Annotated in this window: 14 protein-coding genes and 1 pseudogene (1 of these 15 only partly in view); 6 read left to right on the forward strand and 9 right to left on the reverse strand. The window is 68.5% G+C overall.

The genetic code is table 11. From position 1 onward, the window contains the following. The 4 genes from O4N75_RS19650 to O4N75_RS19665 form a co-directional block, all read right to left on the reverse strand. A protein-coding gene (locus O4N75_RS19650) for an NADPH-dependent FMN reductase (protein ID WP_269627105.1) crosses the window boundary here: on the reverse strand, positions 1–395 show its 5' portion. The gene continues 181 nt to the left of window position 1, outside the view; 395 of the gene's 576 nt are visible here — the first part of the coding sequence; the start codon lies at positions 393–395; its stop codon lies beyond the left edge, outside the window. Continuing rightward, the gene (locus O4N75_RS19655) at positions 392–2,110 is read right to left on the reverse strand and encodes a class I adenylate-forming enzyme family protein (protein WP_269629395.1); all 1,719 of its coding nucleotides are present in this window, start codon (positions 2,108–2,110) and stop codon (positions 392–394) included. Before O4N75_RS19655 ends, O4N75_RS19650 begins: the two co-directional genes overlap by 4 nt. Before the next feature lie 152 nt (positions 2,111–2,262). Continuing rightward, positions 2,263–3,594 carry an acyl-CoA dehydrogenase family protein gene (locus tag O4N75_RS19660; RefSeq protein WP_269627106.1) on the reverse strand — a complete coding sequence of 444 codons (1,332 nt, stop codon included), beginning with the start codon at positions 3,592–3,594 and terminating at the stop codon, positions 2,263–2,265. A gap of 189 nt (positions 3,595–3,783) precedes the next feature. Next, a complete protein-coding gene (locus O4N75_RS19665; protein ID WP_269627107.1) occupies positions 3,784–5,310 on the reverse strand; it encodes an MATE family efflux transporter in 1,527 nt (508 codons plus the stop codon). A 152-nt stretch (positions 5,311–5,462) separates the two neighbouring features. On the opposite strand from O4N75_RS19665, the gene O4N75_RS19670 reads away from it, so the two are divergent. Beyond that, positions 5,463–5,900: a GNAT family N-acetyltransferase gene (locus tag O4N75_RS19670; RefSeq protein ID WP_269627108.1), complete on the forward strand. Its 438-nt coding sequence runs from the start codon at positions 5,463–5,465 to the stop codon at positions 5,898–5,900. On the opposite strand, the gene O4N75_RS19675 is transcribed toward O4N75_RS19670, so the two are convergent. Next, on the reverse strand, positions 5,897–7,300 hold the full coding sequence (locus O4N75_RS19675) for an amino acid permease (protein ID WP_269627109.1): 1,404 nt from the start codon (positions 7,298–7,300) through the stop codon (positions 5,897–5,899). The genes O4N75_RS19670 and O4N75_RS19675 overlap by 4 nt on opposite strands. A gap of 168 nt (positions 7,301–7,468) precedes the next feature. Between O4N75_RS19675 and O4N75_RS19680 the strand changes: the two genes are divergently transcribed. Further along, complete coding sequence (locus O4N75_RS19680) at positions 7,469–9,214, forward strand: DUF885 family protein (protein ID WP_269627110.1); 1,746 nt, start codon at positions 7,469–7,471, stop codon at positions 9,212–9,214. 129 nt (positions 9,215–9,343) lie between these two features. Here the strand turns inward: O4N75_RS19680 and O4N75_RS19685 are convergent, their stop codons facing one another. Then, positions 9,344–9,979 carry a TetR/AcrR family transcriptional regulator gene (locus O4N75_RS19685; protein WP_269627111.1) on the reverse strand — a complete coding sequence of 212 codons (636 nt, stop codon included), beginning with the start codon at positions 9,977–9,979 and terminating at the stop codon, positions 9,344–9,346. A 153-nt stretch (positions 9,980–10,132) separates the two neighbouring features. On the opposite strand from O4N75_RS19685, the gene O4N75_RS19690 reads away from it, so the two are divergent. The 4 genes and pseudogenes from O4N75_RS19690 (at position 10,133) to O4N75_RS19705 (ending at position 13,656) form a co-directional block, all read left to right on the forward strand. Beyond that, positions 10,133–10,957, forward strand: coding sequence for a UDP-2,3-diacylglucosamine diphosphatase (locus tag O4N75_RS19690; RefSeq protein ID WP_269627112.1), 825 nt, complete (start codon positions 10,133–10,135; stop codon positions 10,955–10,957). Between the two features lie 124 nt (positions 10,958–11,081). Then, a pseudogene (locus O4N75_RS19695) lies at positions 11,082–11,204 on the forward strand (TetR family transcriptional regulator); the annotation flags it as partial. 111 nt (positions 11,205–11,315) lie between these two features. Beyond that, positions 11,316–12,413: a glycosyltransferase family 1 protein gene (locus tag O4N75_RS19700; protein WP_269629396.1), complete on the forward strand. Its 1,098-nt coding sequence runs from the start codon at positions 11,316–11,318 to the stop codon at positions 12,411–12,413. Between the two features lie 10 nt (positions 12,414–12,423). Then, complete coding sequence (locus O4N75_RS19705; RefSeq protein WP_269627113.1) at positions 12,424–13,656, forward strand: bifunctional alpha/beta hydrolase/OsmC family protein; 1,233 nt, start codon at positions 12,424–12,426, stop codon at positions 13,654–13,656. Here O4N75_RS19705 and arsB read toward each other — a convergent pair. From arsB to O4N75_RS19720, 3 genes are read right to left on the reverse strand one after another with little or no spacing between them, the layout of a single operon-like run. Beyond that, positions 13,653–14,690, reverse strand: coding sequence for an ACR3 family arsenite efflux transporter (gene arsB, locus O4N75_RS19710; protein WP_269627114.1), 1,038 nt, complete (start codon positions 14,688–14,690; stop codon positions 13,653–13,655). The genes O4N75_RS19705 and arsB overlap by 4 nt on opposite strands. Positions 14,691–14,692: 2 nt before the next feature. Further along, positions 14,693–15,196: an arsenate reductase ArsC gene (locus tag O4N75_RS19715; protein WP_269627115.1), complete on the reverse strand. Its 504-nt coding sequence runs from the start codon at positions 15,194–15,196 to the stop codon at positions 14,693–14,695. 21 nt (positions 15,197–15,217) lie between these two features. Continuing rightward, positions 15,218–15,556: a metalloregulator ArsR/SmtB family transcription factor gene (locus O4N75_RS19720; RefSeq protein ID WP_269627116.1), complete on the reverse strand. Its 339-nt coding sequence runs from the start codon at positions 15,554–15,556 to the stop codon at positions 15,218–15,220. Positions 15,557–15,575 lie beyond the last annotated feature (19 nt).

The following is a 15,575-nucleotide window of genomic DNA, read 5'->3' on the forward strand; positions in this document are numbered from 1 at the left end:
GTCAAGGTGGTTCCGGCCGCCTGCCAGCCGTCGGCGGTGATGACGCAGCCCACCGCCCGGTCGGTCAGATAGGGCCGATCGTCGGTCCGCAACATCTCCAGGGTGTCGAGGGCGTTCTTGATCACTCCGGAGATCGAGCCGTGATAGCCCGGCGAGGCGACGATCAGCCCGTCGGCGGCGCGCACCGCGTCGGCCAGTTCGATCTGCTCAGGCGTCGGCTCGGCGACCGCCGGATTGTAGATCGGCAGACGGGCCAGGAACGCGCCGCCGAGCAGGCGGGTCTCCCCGCCCCCGGCCTCGACCGCCCGCAGCGCGACGCTCAACGCCCGTTCGGTCGTCGACCCTATCCGGGTGGTGCCGCCGATGCCGACGATCAGCGGCTTGCGCGAACTCATGAGTTCCCCTCGAACAGCTTCTTCAGTTCCGTCTTCACGATCTTGCCGTTGGCGTTGCGGGGCAAGGTCTCGGGCCAGAACCGCACCTCGACCGGCACCTTGAAGGCCGCCAGCCGCTCGCGCACGAAGCCGCGCAGTTCGTCCTCGTCGGCGCGCCCGCCAGGCTTGAGGTGCACCACCGCCACCGGCTCCTCGCCAAGGGTCTTGTGCGGCCGACCGACCAGGGCCGCGTCCATCACGTCGGGATGGTCGTAGAGCACGTTCTCGACCTCGACGCAGTAGATGTTCTCACCGCCGCGGATCAGCATGTCCTTGGCCCGGTCGATGATGAACAGGAAGCCTTCCTCGTCGATCCGCGCCAGGTCGCCGGTGCGCAGCCAGCCGTCGACGAAGGTCTCGGCCGTGGCCTCCGGCTTGTTCCAGTAGCCCTTCACCACCTGCGGGCCCTTGACCCACAGCTCGCCGACGGCGTTCGGCGCGAGCACGCTCACGCCGTCGGCCGGATCGCGGATCTGCATCTCGCCGACCGGGGCGGCGGGCCCCGCGCTGCCCGGCCGGTTCTCGTAATCCTTGCCCAGGTGCGAGGTGAAGGTCGCCGTGGTCTCGGTCATGCCCCAGCCGTTGCCGGGCTGCGAGGCCGGAAACACCTCGACGATCTTGCGCACCAGCTCGGGGGCCGAGGGCGCGCCGCCATAGGCGACCGATTGCAATGAGGACAGGTCGTACTTGCCGCGGGCCGGATGCTCGATCAGCTGCCAGGCGATGGTCGGCACCCCGCCGGTGGAGTTGACCTTTTCCCGCTCGATCAGGGCCATGGCCGGCTCGGTGTCCCAGCGGCGCATCAGCACGATCTTGCCGCCCGCATTCAGGGCCGGCGACAGATTCGCCGACAGGCCGGTGGCGTGGAACATCGGTACGACCAGCAGATTGACCCGCTGCGGCAGCTTGTGCGGGTCGCTCTCGGGCAGCGGCTGACCGGCGCGCAGGAAGTTGCGCGTCGCCGAGATGCCGCTGGCCATGATGTTCGACGTCATGTTGCGATGGGTGCCCAGCGCGCCCTTCGGCTTGCCGGTCGTCCCCGAGGTATAGAGGATGGTGGCGTCGTCCTCCGGCTCCAGCGCCACGTCGGGCAACGGACGGTCGGTCAGTCGGCCCCAATCATTGACCTGGCCGATGACCTCCTCCAGCCGACGGACCTTGTCGTCGGTCGGCGCGGCCGCCAGGCGCGGGACATAGACCTTCTCCAGGTCGGGCAGGTTCGGGAACGAGGCCTGGATGCGCTCCAGCCGCTCGTCGTCGACGATGGCGACCTTGGTTCCGGAATCGGCCAGGCCGTACTCCAGCTCCGGCCCGGTCCACCAGGCGTTCAGCGGGGTGACGATCGCTCCGACCAGGATCCCCGCCCAGAAGGCGACCGGCCACTCGGGGATGTTGCGCATGATGACGGCGACGCGGTCGCCCTTCTTCACGCCGTCGGCCTGCAGCTGGTGGGCCAGCGCGATGGTCGCGCGGGCGAAGCCCTCGAAGGTGGCCCGGTCGTTTTCGTAGACCAGGAATTCGCGGTCCTTGAACGTGCGGCCGTTGAGGAAGATGTCGCGCAGGGTCGGCGGCGCATGCTTCCAGGTGCGGGTCATGATCCCGCGGATCGGCTTTTCTTCGATCTCGAAACGCTGGCCGGGTGCGATAAGCCGGGAATGGGCCTCGGCGAGCGTCATGACGGGCCAGGCGGGCGCCGCAGACGGCGCAGAATCGGTCTGAACGTCGGTCACGAAATCCTCGAAATCGAACAACTGGAATAGGTAGGGCGGCTCCAAATCAGAAGCCGCCCCACACACTAGGCCCTTGCCGTTACGGCGGTATACAGCCGTTAGGCGGTCGCCGCGCTCTTGGCGCGTTCGGCCCGATAGGCTTCCTTCAGCTCCGCCAGCTCCTTGGCGTACTTCTCCTCGGCCGCCTCCTTGAGGCGCGGGATGTGGTAGTTCGGGAACAGGTCGTTGTCGGGCCGGTAGTCCTTCAGCACCTGCTTGGCCAAGGTCACCTTGTGGACCTCGGTGGGGCCGTCGGCGATGCCCATGACCAGCGATGAGGTGACCATGTGCATGAACGGCATCTCGTTGGAGACGCCCAGCGCGCCGTGCAGGTGCGCGGCCTTGGTGGCCACGTCGTTATAGACCTTCGGCATCGCGACCTTGATGGCCGCGATGTCCTTGCGGACCATGTTGTAGTCCTTGTGCTTGTCGATCAGCCAGGCGGTGCGCAGCACCAGCAGGCGGAACTGCTCGACCGCGATCCAGCTATCGGCGATTTGCTCCTGCACCATCTGCAGGTCGGCCAGCTTACCGTCGCGCGTGGTGCGCGAAACCGCCCGACGGCACATCAGGTCCAGAGCGTGCTTGCAGGCGCCGACCGTGCGCATGGCGTGGTGGACCCGCCCGCCGCCCAGGCGGACCTGGGCGATCACGAAGGCTGCGCCCCGCTCGCCCAGCAGCGCGTCATACGGCACGCGGACATTGTTGTAGCGGACATAGCCCTCGTTGCCGCCGCCGATCTCGCCGCCGCCGCCGACGCCGACATTGCGGATGATCTCGACGCCGGGGGTGTCGGTCGGAACCAGGAAGATCGAGGTCCGGCGATAGGGGTCCTTGGCGTCCGGGTCGGTGACCGCGTAGAGCACCAGGACCTTGGAATAGCGGGCGTTGGTCGAGAACCACTTCTCGCCGTTGATCACCCATTCGTCGCCGTCCAGCACCGCACGCGTCTTGAAGGTCAGCGGGTCGGAACCGCCGGTCGGCTCGCTCATCGAGAACGCCGAACGGATGTCGCCGTTCAGCAGCGGCCAGAGGTACTGCTCCTTCTGCTTGTCGGTGCCGTAGTGGGCGATGATCTCTGCGTTGCCGGTGTCCGGCGCCTGGCAGCCGAAGATGGTCGGCGCCAGGCTGTTGCGGCCGAGCTTCTCGTTCATCAGGCCGAGCTTCAGCTGGCCGTAGCCCTGGCCGCCCAGTTCCGGGCCCAGGTGGCAAGCCCACAGGCCCTGATCCTTCACCTTCTGCTGCAGCGGCTTGATGAACTTCTCGCGGCCGAGCGAGCCGCGGACCGCCAGCCCCAGCTGCGAGAGCGGCTCGACCTCCTCGCGCATGAAGTCCTCGATCCAGTCGAGCTTCTTCTGGAACTCGGGGTCGGTTTCGAAATCCCACGCCATCCGGCGCCTCCCATCTTTGCCTACAAATCGCAATTTTTCAAAAAATAGGTATGGCGGACTGCGCGGCCGCTCTGAATTGTTTCGCGCGGACAGCCGCTTAGCCGACCACGCGCACCGGCATTATCAAACGCGCGTTTGCATGACGCAACGGCGCCGATACGGCTCAGGCGTGTTTTTTCAGGCTCGGCCCTACTCGGCCGGGGTCTTGGCCGGAACCGCGTGCCGGGCCGCGTCGTCGAGCGCCTCGGTCTCCTCGGCCACGGCCGGCGGGCTCATGCCGGTGTCGGGGGCTGCGCCCATCGGAATGCCCTCCATGAGCTTGGCCTTGCGCCAGCCGCCCCAGCGATAGTAGCCGGCGGCCAGCACCAGCGACATGATCGACCCGAGCGGGAAGCTCCACCACACCGCGTCCTGACCGAGAACCGGTTCCAGGAAGTGCGCGAACGGAATCCGCACCAGCCACATCGAGATCAGCAGTCCCAGCAGCGGCGGCCAGACCGCGCCGGTGGCGCGGATGATGCCGTTCAGCACGAAGGCCATCCCGAACGGAATGAAGCCCCAGAGCGCAAAGGCGTTGATGTGCATGGCGATCGCCGTCGACGGGCTGCCCGGCGGCAGGAAGGCCATCAGCACCCAGGGCTCGACGAGATAGATCAGCGCCACCGGGATCCCGGTCATGAAGGCGGCGATCAGCACGCCCTGGCGCGCCACCTGTCCCACCCGGTCCATCTTGCCGGCGCCGACGTTCTGGGCCGCCATCGACGACACCGCCGCGCCCAGCGCCATGGCCGGCATCTGGATATAGGTCCAGAGCTGGATCGCCGCCCCGTAGCCGGCCGCCGTGGCCGATCCGTAGGCGTTGACGAAGCGGATCATCATCACCGCCGCCCCGGAGATGACCAGCATCTGCAGGGCCATCGGAAAGCCCTTCACGACCAGGGTCCGGATGATCGCCAGCTCGGGCAAGAACAGCTTCCAGTCGCCGCGCTTGAGGATCAGCACGCTGTCGGTGCGGTAGAGGTAGACGATCATCGCCGCCAGGGTGAGCGTCTGACTGATCAGGGTGGCGGTGGCCGACCCGGCGATGCCCAGCTGCGGGAACGGGCCGAATCCGGTGATCAGCAGGGGGTTCAGGATCACGTCCATCCCGACCGCAGCCACCGAGAACCAGAACGGGGTCTTGGAGTCGCCCGCCCCGCGCTGGGCCATCATCACGAACGAGAAGAAGTACATGAACGGCATCGCCGCGAAGATCACCCGCAGATAGGTGATCGCATCGCGCGTCGCGTCCGGCGGCGTCTGCATGACCCTCAGGATCGCCGGGGTCAGCAGGTAGCCGGCCACCCCGACCGACAGCGACAGCAGCAGGAAGAAGGTCGAGGCCGACCCCACCACCCGCTTGACCGTGGCCACATCCTTGGCGCCCACCGACTGCGAGATCAGCAGGTTGGCGGCCATGGTCATGCCGAACACCGCGCCCAGCATCAGGAAGAAGATGTTGTTGGCGTTGACCGTCGCGGTCAGGGCCGCCTCGCCCAGCACGTGACTGACCCAGATGGCGTTTGCCGAACCGTTCAGCGATTGCAGGATGTTGGAGCCCAGCACCGGCAGCGCGAACACGATCAGCGTCTTGCCGATCGGACCTGTGGTGAGGTCCTGCATTCCGCCGGGACGGCCGGCCCGGGCCGCAGGGGCCTTGTCTACCGCTGAATTCACATCGCTCCCCAGGGCGCTGAAGAATAGGCGCCGTCCGGCCCCCCGACCTCACCCTTGAAATTAGGGCGCTGCTTTGCTTACGCCCCGGGAAGCAGGCGAGGCGACTGTAGGCGTGGGCCTGCGCCGCCTCAAGCACGTGGAGTGAGCTTTCGATGGAAGAGTTGCGCCGCGCGGTGGAAGCGGACGTCCCGGCCCTCAACGCCTTGATGCATGCGTCGCGCGCCTACGACGGCGACTACCGCGCGATGCTGGACGGTTACTTCGTCACGCCGGCCCAGGTCGCCAGGGACCTCGTCGTACTGGCCGAACGCGGCGGCGAGACGCTCGGCTTCTACAGCCTGATCGTGGAGGGCGAGCCCGAACTCGACCTCATGTTCGTGGCCGACGCCGCCCAGGGCCGAGACCTCGGGCGGCGCTTGTTCGACGACATGCGCGACCAGGCCCGCGCGCGCGGCTTCACGAGCGTACGAATCGTCTGCCATCCGCCAGCCCTCGGCTTCTATCGACGGATGGGCGCCGTGCAGGTCGGCGCCACCGAGCCGACCGGGCGCGTCACCTGGGCGCGCCCGATCCTGCAGCTGGCGCCCTAGGCGCTCGCCAGCCGGCTCTTGACCCGGCCATAGGCCAGGTAGGCGACGACGCCGATCGCGTTCCAGATCAGGAAATTGATCAGAGTCGATACCGGCAGGGTGGTGAACAGGTAGAGGCAGCCGGCCACCGCCGCCGGGCCGACGAACCACCACAGCGGCGTGCGGAACGGCCGCGGCAGGTCCGGCGCGCGCCGGCGCATCAGCATCATGGCGATGGCGGTGGCGATGAACGCCAGCAGCGTCCCCGCGTTGGCCAGGGCGGCGATCTCGTCCAGCGGCAGGAAGCCGGCGATGCTGGCGGCCACCACCCCGGTCAGGACGATCACCGGCGCCGGCACCCCGCGCGCCCCGACCTTCGAAAGCCCGCGCGGCAGCAGGCCGTCGCGGGCCATGGCGAAGAAGATCCGGCTCTGGCCGAACATGAACACCATGATCACGGTGGGCAGGGCGACGACCGCCGCGCCGGCGACCACCGCGGCCACCTGCGGGTGGCCGAGGCCGCGCAGGATGGAGGCCAGCGGCTCGGGGCTCTTGGAGAAGACCTCGAACGGCGAGGCGCCCAGCGCCGCCGCCGCCACGATCATGTAGATGGCCGTGCAGATGAACATCGAGCCGATGATGCCAATGGTCAGATCGCGGCCGGGGTTCTTGGTTTCCTCCGCCGCGGTCGAGATCGCATCGAAGCCGTAGAAGGCGAAGAAGATGATGCCGGCCGCCGCCGCCACGCCGCGCTTGACGCCGTCGGCGTCGATCGTCGCGCCGAAGCCGAACGGGGCGAAGGGCTCGAAATGGGCGGCGTCGAACGCCGGGATCGTCAGGGCGACGAAGGCGGTCAGGGCGACGATCTTCACGATCACCAGGATGAAGTTGACGGTGGCGCTCTCGCGGGTGCCGACCAGCAGCAGGGCGCTGACCACCAGGGTGATGAAGATGGCCGGGAGGTTGATGATCCCGCCCGCATGCGGACCGGCCAGCAGCGCCTGGGGCACGGCCCATCCGGCCTGCTGCATCAGCCCGCTGGCATAGCCCGACCAGCCGACCGCCACGGTCGAGCAGACGACGGTGTATTCGAGGATCAGGCTCCAGCCGACGACCCAGGCCGCCAGCTCGCCCATGCCGACATAGGAATAGGTGTAGGCGCTGCCCGCCTGGGGCATCATCGTCGACATTTCGGCGTAGCAGAGCGCGGCGAAGGCGCAGACCGCCCCGGCCAATGCGAAGGACAGGATCACCGCCGGGCCGGCCAGCCCGGCGGCGACGCCGGTCAGGGTGTAGATGCCCGTGCCGATGATCGCGCCGACGCCGAGCGCCACCAGATGCGGCCAGCCGAGCGTCGGGACCAGGCTGTGCCCGTCCTGGGCCGGCGGCTCCATCGACTTGCGGCGCGTCACGAAACTCATGGAACTCCCCCGAGGGCTTTTCTCGCCACGCGACCATCACCCGCCGCGCCCGAGCCTTGAATTGGGATGATTCTTCGCCGCTCGGCGAGCGGTGTTGGCTGAAAATGCCTTGGCGGCCGGCCAGGCAGGCGCCAGCTTTCCTGATCTCATTGTGAAGGTGGACTGATCATGCGTCTTGCGCCCTTGGCTCTCGTTCTCGCCCTGGGCGCCACGCCGGCCATCGCCGACGACACGGCGCTGGATCGGCTGATCGCCGACTACGAGCTCTACGCCCTCGCGCAGAACCCGATCGAGGGCGGGCAACAAGGCGACCGCGGCGCGCTCTCGCGCCTGCCGGACAACTCGCCCGCGGCCGACGCGGCCCGGACGAGCGCCCTGAAGGCCTTCGCTGTGCGCACCAAGGCCATCGCGCCGGCCGAATTGTCTGACGAGGGGCGAATCAACCGCGAATTCCTGGGCTGGACGCTCGAACGCCAGCTGCAGAGCCTGGCCTTCGACGAGGCGCGCATGCCGTTCTCCTCGGACGGCGGGTTTCACTGGACGCTCGGCTATCTCGCCGCCTCGACGCCGATGCGCAGCCTCGCCGACGGCCGCGCCTGGATCAACCGCCTGAACGCCGCGCCGGCCTACTACGCCACCGAGATCGCCAACGCCCGGCGCGGCGTTCGGACCGGCTTCACCCAGCCGCGCGCCACCGTCGAGCAGGTGCTGGCCCGGGCCCGCGAGCAGGCGGCCGTCCCCATCGACAGCGATCCCCTGCTGACGCCGCTCGACCAGCTGCCCGCCTCGATCCCGCCGGCCGACCGCCAGGCCCTGCGCGCCCAGGCGATCGCTGCTATCGGCGAGCGCGTCCGCCCGACCCAGGCCCAGTTCGTGTCCTTCCTTGAGACCGAATACCTACCCAAGGCCCGCCGGAGCCTGGCCGCCCGCAGCCTGCCGGACGGCGAGCGCTACTACGCCTGGCTGGTCGCCGACCACACGACGACCTCGCTGACCCCCGACCAGATTCACGAAAACGGCCTGGCCGAGGTCGCCCGCATCCGCCGCGAGATGGACGCGGTCATCGCCGAGACCGGCTTCAAGGGCGACTTCGCCGAGTTCCAGGCCCACCTGCGCAGCGACCCGCAGTTCTATGCGACCAGCCGCCAGGCCCTGCTTGAAAAGGCCTCGGAGATCGCCAAGCGGATCGACGACCAGCTGCCGAGCTGGTTCGCCACCCTGCCGCGTCTGACCTATGGCGTTCGCCCGGTGCCGGCCGATATCGAGAAGACCTACACCACTGGCCGCTACTTCCCGGGCAATCCCAAGCTGGGCGTCGCCGGCGGCTACATGGTCAACACCTACGACTTGGCGGAGCGGCCGCTCTACGAACTGCCGGCCCTGACCCTGCACGAGGCCGTGCCCGGCCATCACCTGCAGATCGCGCTCGGCCAGGAAGCCGAAGGCCTGCCGTACTTCCGGCGCGAGGCGAACGTCACCGCCTTCAACGAGGGCTGGGGCCTCTACGCCGAGAAGCTGGGCGGCGAGATGGGGATCTATCGCGCCCCCTACGAGCGGTTCGGCCGACTGTCCTACGAGATGTGGCGCGCCTGCCGGCTGGTCGCCGACACCGGCCTGCACTGGAAGGGCTGGAGCCTGGACCAGGCCCGCGAGTGCTTCGCCAGGAACTCGGCCCTGTCGCCGCTGAACATCGAGATCGAACTGGCGCGCTACGTGTCCTGGCCGGGCCAGGCCCTGGCCTACAAGACCGGAGAGATGCAGATCGTCGCCATCCGCGAGAAGGCCAAGGCCCAGCTGGGCGAACGGTTCGACATCCGCCGCTTCCACGACGCCATGCTGCTGGGCGGTCCGATGCCGCTCGACATGCTGGAGCGGCGGATGGACGCCTGGATCGCTGAGCAGAAAGGGCGGTAGGCACACTCAATTCCTCCCCCGCTGGGGGAGGTGGCGCGCGAAGCGCGACGGAGGGGGCCTACTGACCCAGCTATCCCCCTACGTCAGCCATGCGGCTGACAGCTCTCCCGGTGGGGGAGCAATTGACGGTCAGTCCGGCCACAGCTCCTGGACGTCGCCCTTGCGGTTCAGCACCCGCACGGCCCGCTTGACCACCGCCAGCAGCCGCTCCTTGCGGGCCGGCTCGTCATAGGTCATCGCGCCGCGGGCCATGCCCTCGAGCAGGAAGCGACCGAGGTCGCGGCTGGTCTGAAAGCGCGGATCCACGCCGGCCTGGGCCAGGGCCAGGAACCGGTCGCCGACCTGGTTGCGGTCGAAGGCGCTCTGGGCGTCGGCCAGGCGCACACGCAGCATCGCGTCGGTGCGCGCGGCGGCCTCGAGCTCGGCGAAGGCGATGAACGGGATTTCGTGCAGCAGCGCCCAATAGGCGTCGATGGCGTGTTCGGCGGCGTCCACGCCGGGCGCCGTCGGGCCGGATGCCGCCTGTTCAAATAGCCGCGCTCGTTCCACCTCGATGTGGGCGATAGCGGCCTCGACCAGCTCCTCGCGGCTGGCGAAATGATAGAGCATCGCGCCGCGGGTCAGGTTCGCGGCGTCGGCGATCATGGCGTTGGTGGCCGCGTGATAGCCGGTTTCAGCGAACAGCCTCATGGCCGCATCGAGAATGCGCGCACGGGTCCGCCGAGACTTCGGCGTCTCCTTCGCAGGATAGGTTCGGGCGTCCATCGGACCTTGTTTCGGAAGACCTGGGGAGGGTCGGCCTCGACCAAACCCTTAATTCAAAAGGCGCCGCGACAAAAGGGGCGCGGGCGGTTTCATGAGAATGACATGCAAGCAGCCTAACCGATGAGCAGTTCTGGCCGGCCAAGGGGGCACGGAATGGCAGATCTGGCGATCCGCAACTACCGCGCGGTGTTCATCTCCGACGTTCACCTGGGCACCAAGGGGTGCCAGGCCGAGCTGTTGCTCGACTTCATCCGCCACATCGAGTGCGAAAGCCTCTACCTCGTCGGCGACATCGTCGACGGCTGGAAGCTGCGCTCGGGCTGGCACTGGCCGCAGGCCCACAACGATGTGGTGCAGAAGATCCTGCGCCTGGCCCGCAAGGGCGTGAACGTCATCTACGTGCCCGGCAACCACGACGACCGGGTGCGCGAGTTCGTCGGGGTCCACTTCGGCGGCGTGGTGGTGGTCCGCGACGCGATCCATGAGACCGCCGACGGCCGCCGCTTCCTGGTGCTGCACGGCGACGAATTCGACGGCGTGGTCCAGCACGCCCGCTGGCTGGCCTTCGTCGGCGACTACGCCTACCGGGCCCTGATCGCCGCCAACACCCTGTTCAACCGGCTCCGGCGGCGCATGGGCTTCGGCTACTGGAGCCTCTCGGCCTTCCTGAAGACCAAGGTCAAGAACGCCCTGCAGTTCGTGGAGAATTTCGAGTCCGCGGTCGCCGACGAGGCCCGCCGCCGCGGGGTCGACGGCGTCATCTGCGGTCACATTCACAAAGCCGAGATGCGTGACATCGACGGGATCGCCTATATCAATGACGGCGATTGGGTGGAGAGCTGCTCGGCCCTGGTCGAGCATCACGACGGCACGCTGGAAATCCTCCACTGGGCCAAGCTGCGCTCCTGGTCGGCCATCGACCGGACCATCCGGCTGGTCGAACCGGTCGAGCCGCTGCCCACCCCGGCGGCGGCCTGAGCCGCGGATCACCCCTGATTGACAGCCCTGCTGATTTGGTGACAGTCCCGCTGTCATGTTGCCGCCGACCCGCTACGCTTCGAGCCTGCGCGACCGCCAGAAACAGGCGACCCGCGACCAGATCATGCACGCCGTGGCGCGCAAGCTGGAATCCGGCCCGCTCGAGGACCTGAGCTTCGCCGAGATCGCCGCCGAGGCCGAGGTCGGCGAGCGCACTGTCTACCGCCACTTCCCGACCAAGGAAGCGCTGCTCGGCGCCTTCTGGGCCTGGCTGCAGACCCAGGCCCTGGCCCCGACGCGGCCCGCCGCCCGCATCCGCGACGCCATCACCGCCCCGCGCGAGAACGGCCACAAGCCGATGCGCATCCTACTGGTCACCGACGCCTGGGAGCCGCAGGTCAATGGCGTCGTTCGCACGCTCTCGCGCGTGGTCGGCGAGCTCCGGGAGCTCGGCCATTCGGTCGAGGTGATCAGCCCCGACCAGTTCAAGACCTTCCCACTGCCGACCTACCCGGAGATCAAGGTCGCCCTGGCCGCCCACGAACCGGTGCAGGAGCGCTTCAAGGCGTTCGAACCGGAGGCGATCCATATCGCCACCGAGGGCCCGCTCGGCCTGGCCGCGCGCCGCATCTGCGTGGAATGGAAGCTGCCGTTCACCACCAGCTACCACACCCGGTTCCCGGAATACGTCTCGGCCCGGCTGCCTTTGCCGCTGGCCGCCGGCTACGCCTACATGAAGTGGTTCCACAAGCCGTCCGGCCGCATGATGGTCACCACCCCGACCATGAAGGACGAACTGGAACGCCACGGCTTCGGCAACATCTCGGTCTGGTCGCGCGGCGTCGACACCGTGATGTTCCACCCCAGGCGCGAGGACGAGCCCGACGTCTTTGCCGGCTTGGCCCGGCCGATCTTTCTGTCGGTCGGCCGCGTGGCTGTGGAGAAGAACATCGAGGCCTTCCTCGGCCTCGACCTGCCGGGAACCAAGGTCGTGGTCGGCGACGGCCCGCAGCGCGACGAGCTGATGGAGCGCTATCCGAACGCGGTGTTCACCGGCGCCAAGTTCGGCGACGATCTGGCTGCGCACTTCTCCTGCGCCGACGTCTTCGTGTTCCCCTCGCTGACCGACACCTTCGGCCTGGTGATCCTTGAGGCGATGGCCGCCGGCACGCCCGTCGCCGCCTACCCCGCCCCCGGCCCGATCGACATCATCCCCGGCTCGGGCGCCGGCGTGCTGGCCCACAGCGCCACCGAAGGCCTGCGCGAGGCGTGCCTGGAAGCCCTGAAGCTCGACCGCAAGCAGGTCCGCGCCTTCGCCGAGGGCTTCTCCTGGAAGGCCTGCGCCGAGGATTTCGTGAAAAATCTCCAGCCCTATCCTGAGCCGGAGAAGACCCGCTTCTGGCGCAAGCTGCGCCGTCTGGCCCGCGTGCGCCGGCGCCGGCCGGAGGCCGCATAGGGAACCGCCCATGTCCGTCAGCGTCGAACGCGTCGAATTCCCCGGCCATTCGGGGGCGACGCTCGCCGCCCGCCTGGACCGTCCGAACGGGCCGATCCGCGCCTACGCCCTGTTCGCCCACTGCTTCGCCTGCTCCAAGGACCTGCTCGGCGCGCGCCGCATCGCCGCCGACCTGGCGCGCATCGGCGTGGCGGTGCTGCGCTTCGACTTCACCGGCCTCGGCTCCAGCCAGGGCGAGTTCGCCTCGACCAACTTCACCTCCAACATCGAGGACCTGCGCGCCGCCGCCGACTATCTGCGCCGCCATCATCGCGCCCCCTCGGTCCTGATCGGCCACTCGCTGGGCGGCGCGGCCGTCCTCGCCGTCGCCAAGGACATCCCCGAAGTGCGCGCCGTCGTCACCATCGCCGCGCCGGCCGACCCCGCCCACGCGCTGAAGAACCTCGGCGCCAGCCTCGAGCAGATCGAGGCCGACGGCGAGGCGCAGGTCGAGCTCGGCGGCCGCCGCTTCACCATTCGCCGCCAGTTCGTCGAGGACGTCCGCCGCCACAGCCTCCGCGAGGCGATCGCGGCGATGAAGAAGCCGCTGCTGATCCTGCACTCGCCGATCGACCAGACCGTCGGCATCGAGAACGCCACCCGCATTTTCCTGGCCGCCAAGCATCCCAAGAGCTTCGTCTCGCTCGACAAGGCCGACCACCTGCTCAGCGATCCCGACGACGCGGCCTTCGCCGCGCAGGTGATCGGCGGCTGGCTGCCCCGCTACCTGCCGCCCGATACGCCGCAGGGCGAGGAGGCGTTCGAGCACGTCCGGGTCATGGAGACCGGCGACGGCAAGTTCCAGAACGCCGTCCAGGCTGGCCGCCACCGTCTGTTCGCAGACGAGCCGCAGAGCGTCGGCGGCGGCGACACCGGCCCCTCGCCCTACGACCTGATCTCGGCCGCGCTCGGGGCCTGCACCTCGATGACCCTGCGGCTCTACGCCGACCGCAAGAGCCTCGACCTCGGCCGCATCCAGGTCGAAGTCAGCCACGAGAAGGTCCACGCCCGCGACGGCGTGGGCGGCGGCGATTCGCCGGTCCATCCGAAGATCGACTGCTTCACCCGCACGATCTCGGTCGAGGGCGAACTCACCGACGAACTGACGGAAAAGCTCGTCGAAATCGCCGGCAAATGCCCCGTCCACCGCACCCTGGAGAACGGTTCGGCGGTGCGCACCGAAGTGCGTCGGACGCCAGCCTAGCTGCGCGCCGGCGCTCGGCGCTCGTACCAGGCCTTGCTGGCGTTCACGATCGCCACCACCGACAGCATGACCGGGACCTCGATCAGCACCCCGACCACCGTCGCCAGCGCCGCGCCGGACTTGAAGCCGAACAGGCTGATCGCCGCGGCGACCGCCAGCTCGAAGAAGTTGCTGGCCCCGATCAGCGCCGACGGCCCGGCCACGCAATGCGCTTCGCCGACGGCCCGGTTGAGCAGGTAGGCCAGGCCGGAATTGAAATAGACCTGGATCAGGATGGGGACCGCCAGCATGGCGATCACGGCCGGCTGGGCGATGATCTGCCGCCCCTGGAACCCGAACAGCAGCACCAGGGTCGCCAGCAACGCCGCGAGCGCCGCCGGCGAGAGCCTGGCGAGCGCGGCGCTCACCAGGGCGGCCCCGCCGCGGCGCATCAGCGCCGCGCGCAGGCTCTGCGCCAGGATCACCGGCACGACGATGTAGAGCCCCACCGACAGCAGCAACGTCTCCCAGGGCACGCTGATCGCCGACAGCCCCAGCAGCAGCCCGACGATGGGCGCGAAGGCCACCATCATGATCGCGTCGTTCAAAGCCACCTGGCTGAGGGTGAAGTTCGGCTCGCCCCGGGTCAGGTTGCTCCAGACGAAGACCATGGCCGTGCAGGGCGCCGCCGCCAGGATGATCAGGCCGGCGATGTAGCTGTCGATCTCGCCGGCCGGCAGATAGGGCCGGAACAGCCAACCGATGAAGACCGCTCCCAGCGCCGCCATCGAGAACGGCTTCACAGCCCAGTTGACGAGCAGCGTGACTCCGATCCCGCGCCAATGGCGTCCGACGCTGCGCAGGGCCGCGAAGTCGACCTTCATCAGCATCGGAACGATCATCAGCCAGATCAGCCCGGCCAGCGGCAGGTTGACCTTTGCGACCTCGGCCGCGCCGATGGCCTGGAAGACGCCGGGAAACAGGTGGCCGAGGCCGATCCCTGCAACGATGCAGAGCGCGACCCAGAGCGTCAGGTAGCGCTCGAAAACGGACATCGTCACTCGCCCGGCGTGTCGGCGCGTTCGTGGATCTCGCGCAGCTTGGTCTGCAGCGACAGCTGGTCGATGGTCTCCAGCGGCAGGCTGAGGAACAATCGGATACGCGTCCCGAGCTGTCGCGCCGCCTCGGCGAACGCGGCGGCGATCTGCGCCTGCGAACCCTCGACCGCGGCCGGGTCGGGGATCCCCCAATGGGCGCTGACCGGCCGCCCCGGCCAGACCGGACAGACCTCGCCGGCGGCGTTGTCACAGACGGTGATGACGAAATCGAGCGGCGGCGCGCCGGGCCGCGCGAACTCGTCCCAGGCCTTCGAGCGGAAGTCTGAGGCCGCGAACCCCAGTGATTCCACCAAGGCCAGGGCGTGGGGATTGACTTCACCCTTCGGCGCCGAGCCGGCCGAGTAGGCGCGGAAACGGCCGGCCGCCTCCCTGTTGAGCACCGCCTCGGCGATGATCGAACGCGCCGAGTTGCCGGTGCAGAGGAACAGGATGTTGTAGGTCACGCGGAAGGCTCCGTTCAGGGATCAGGCGGCGCAGCAGCCGCTGGCCAGTCTGGCCAGCGGGGCGCAGATTTCGGGCGACCCGGCGCAGCAGTCCTCGACGAGGTATGCCAGCAGCTCGCCCATGGCCTCGTAGTGGGCGCGATAGATGATCGAGCGCCCTTCGCGCTGCGAGGTCACCAACCCGGCCTGGGCCAGGATGCCGAGATTGGTCGAAAGCGTGTTCGGTAGCACCTCGAGGCGGCGGGCCAGTTCCCCGGCCGCCAGCCCGCCGTCGCCGGCCTGAACCAGCAAGCGGAAGGCGGCGAGACGACCCTCATGGGCGAGGGCGGCGAGGCTTGCGACGGCGCTTGTCATTTCCATATTTCCCGAATAGTCGAAT

Origin of the sequence: Phenylobacterium sp. NIBR 498073 (assembly GCF_027286305.1) — a bacterium.
Classification (GTDB): Bacteria; Pseudomonadota; Alphaproteobacteria; order Caulobacterales; family Caulobacteraceae; genus Phenylobacterium.

Coding starts and splice junctions, on each gene's coding strand:
- O4N75_RS19655 (WP_269629395.1), bottom strand. CDS start 2,110: ATGACGCTCGCCGAGGCCCATTCCCGGCTTATCGCACCCGGCCAGCGT.
- O4N75_RS19660 (WP_269627106.1), bottom strand. CDS start 3,594: ATGGCGTGGGATTTCGAAACCGACCCCGAGTTCCAGAAGAAGCTCGAC.
- O4N75_RS19670 (WP_269627108.1), top strand. CDS start 5,463: ATGGAAGAGTTGCGCCGCGCGGTGGAAGCGGACGTCCCGGCCCTCAAC.
- O4N75_RS19675 (WP_269627109.1), bottom strand. CDS start 7,300: ATGAGTTTCGTGACGCGCCGCAAGTCGATGGAGCCGCCGGCCCAGGAC.
- O4N75_RS19680 (WP_269627110.1), top strand. CDS start 7,469: ATGCGTCTTGCGCCCTTGGCTCTCGTTCTCGCCCTGGGCGCCACGCCG.
- O4N75_RS19685 (WP_269627111.1), bottom strand. CDS start 9,979: ATGGACGCCCGAACCTATCCTGCGAAGGAGACGCCGAAGTCTCGGCGG.
- O4N75_RS19690 (WP_269627112.1), top strand. CDS start 10,133: ATGGCAGATCTGGCGATCCGCAACTACCGCGCGGTGTTCATCTCCGAC.
- O4N75_RS19700 (WP_269629396.1), top strand. CDS start 11,316: ATGCGCATCCTACTGGTCACCGACGCCTGGGAGCCGCAGGTCAATGGC.
- O4N75_RS19705 (WP_269627113.1), top strand. CDS start 12,424: ATGTCCGTCAGCGTCGAACGCGTCGAATTCCCCGGCCATTCGGGGGCG.
- arsB (WP_269627114.1), bottom strand. CDS start 14,690: ATGTCCGTTTTCGAGCGCTACCTGACGCTCTGGGTCGCGCTCTGCATC.
- O4N75_RS19720 (WP_269627116.1), bottom strand. CDS start 15,556: ATGGAAATGACAAGCGCCGTCGCAAGCCTCGCCGCCCTCGCCCATGAG.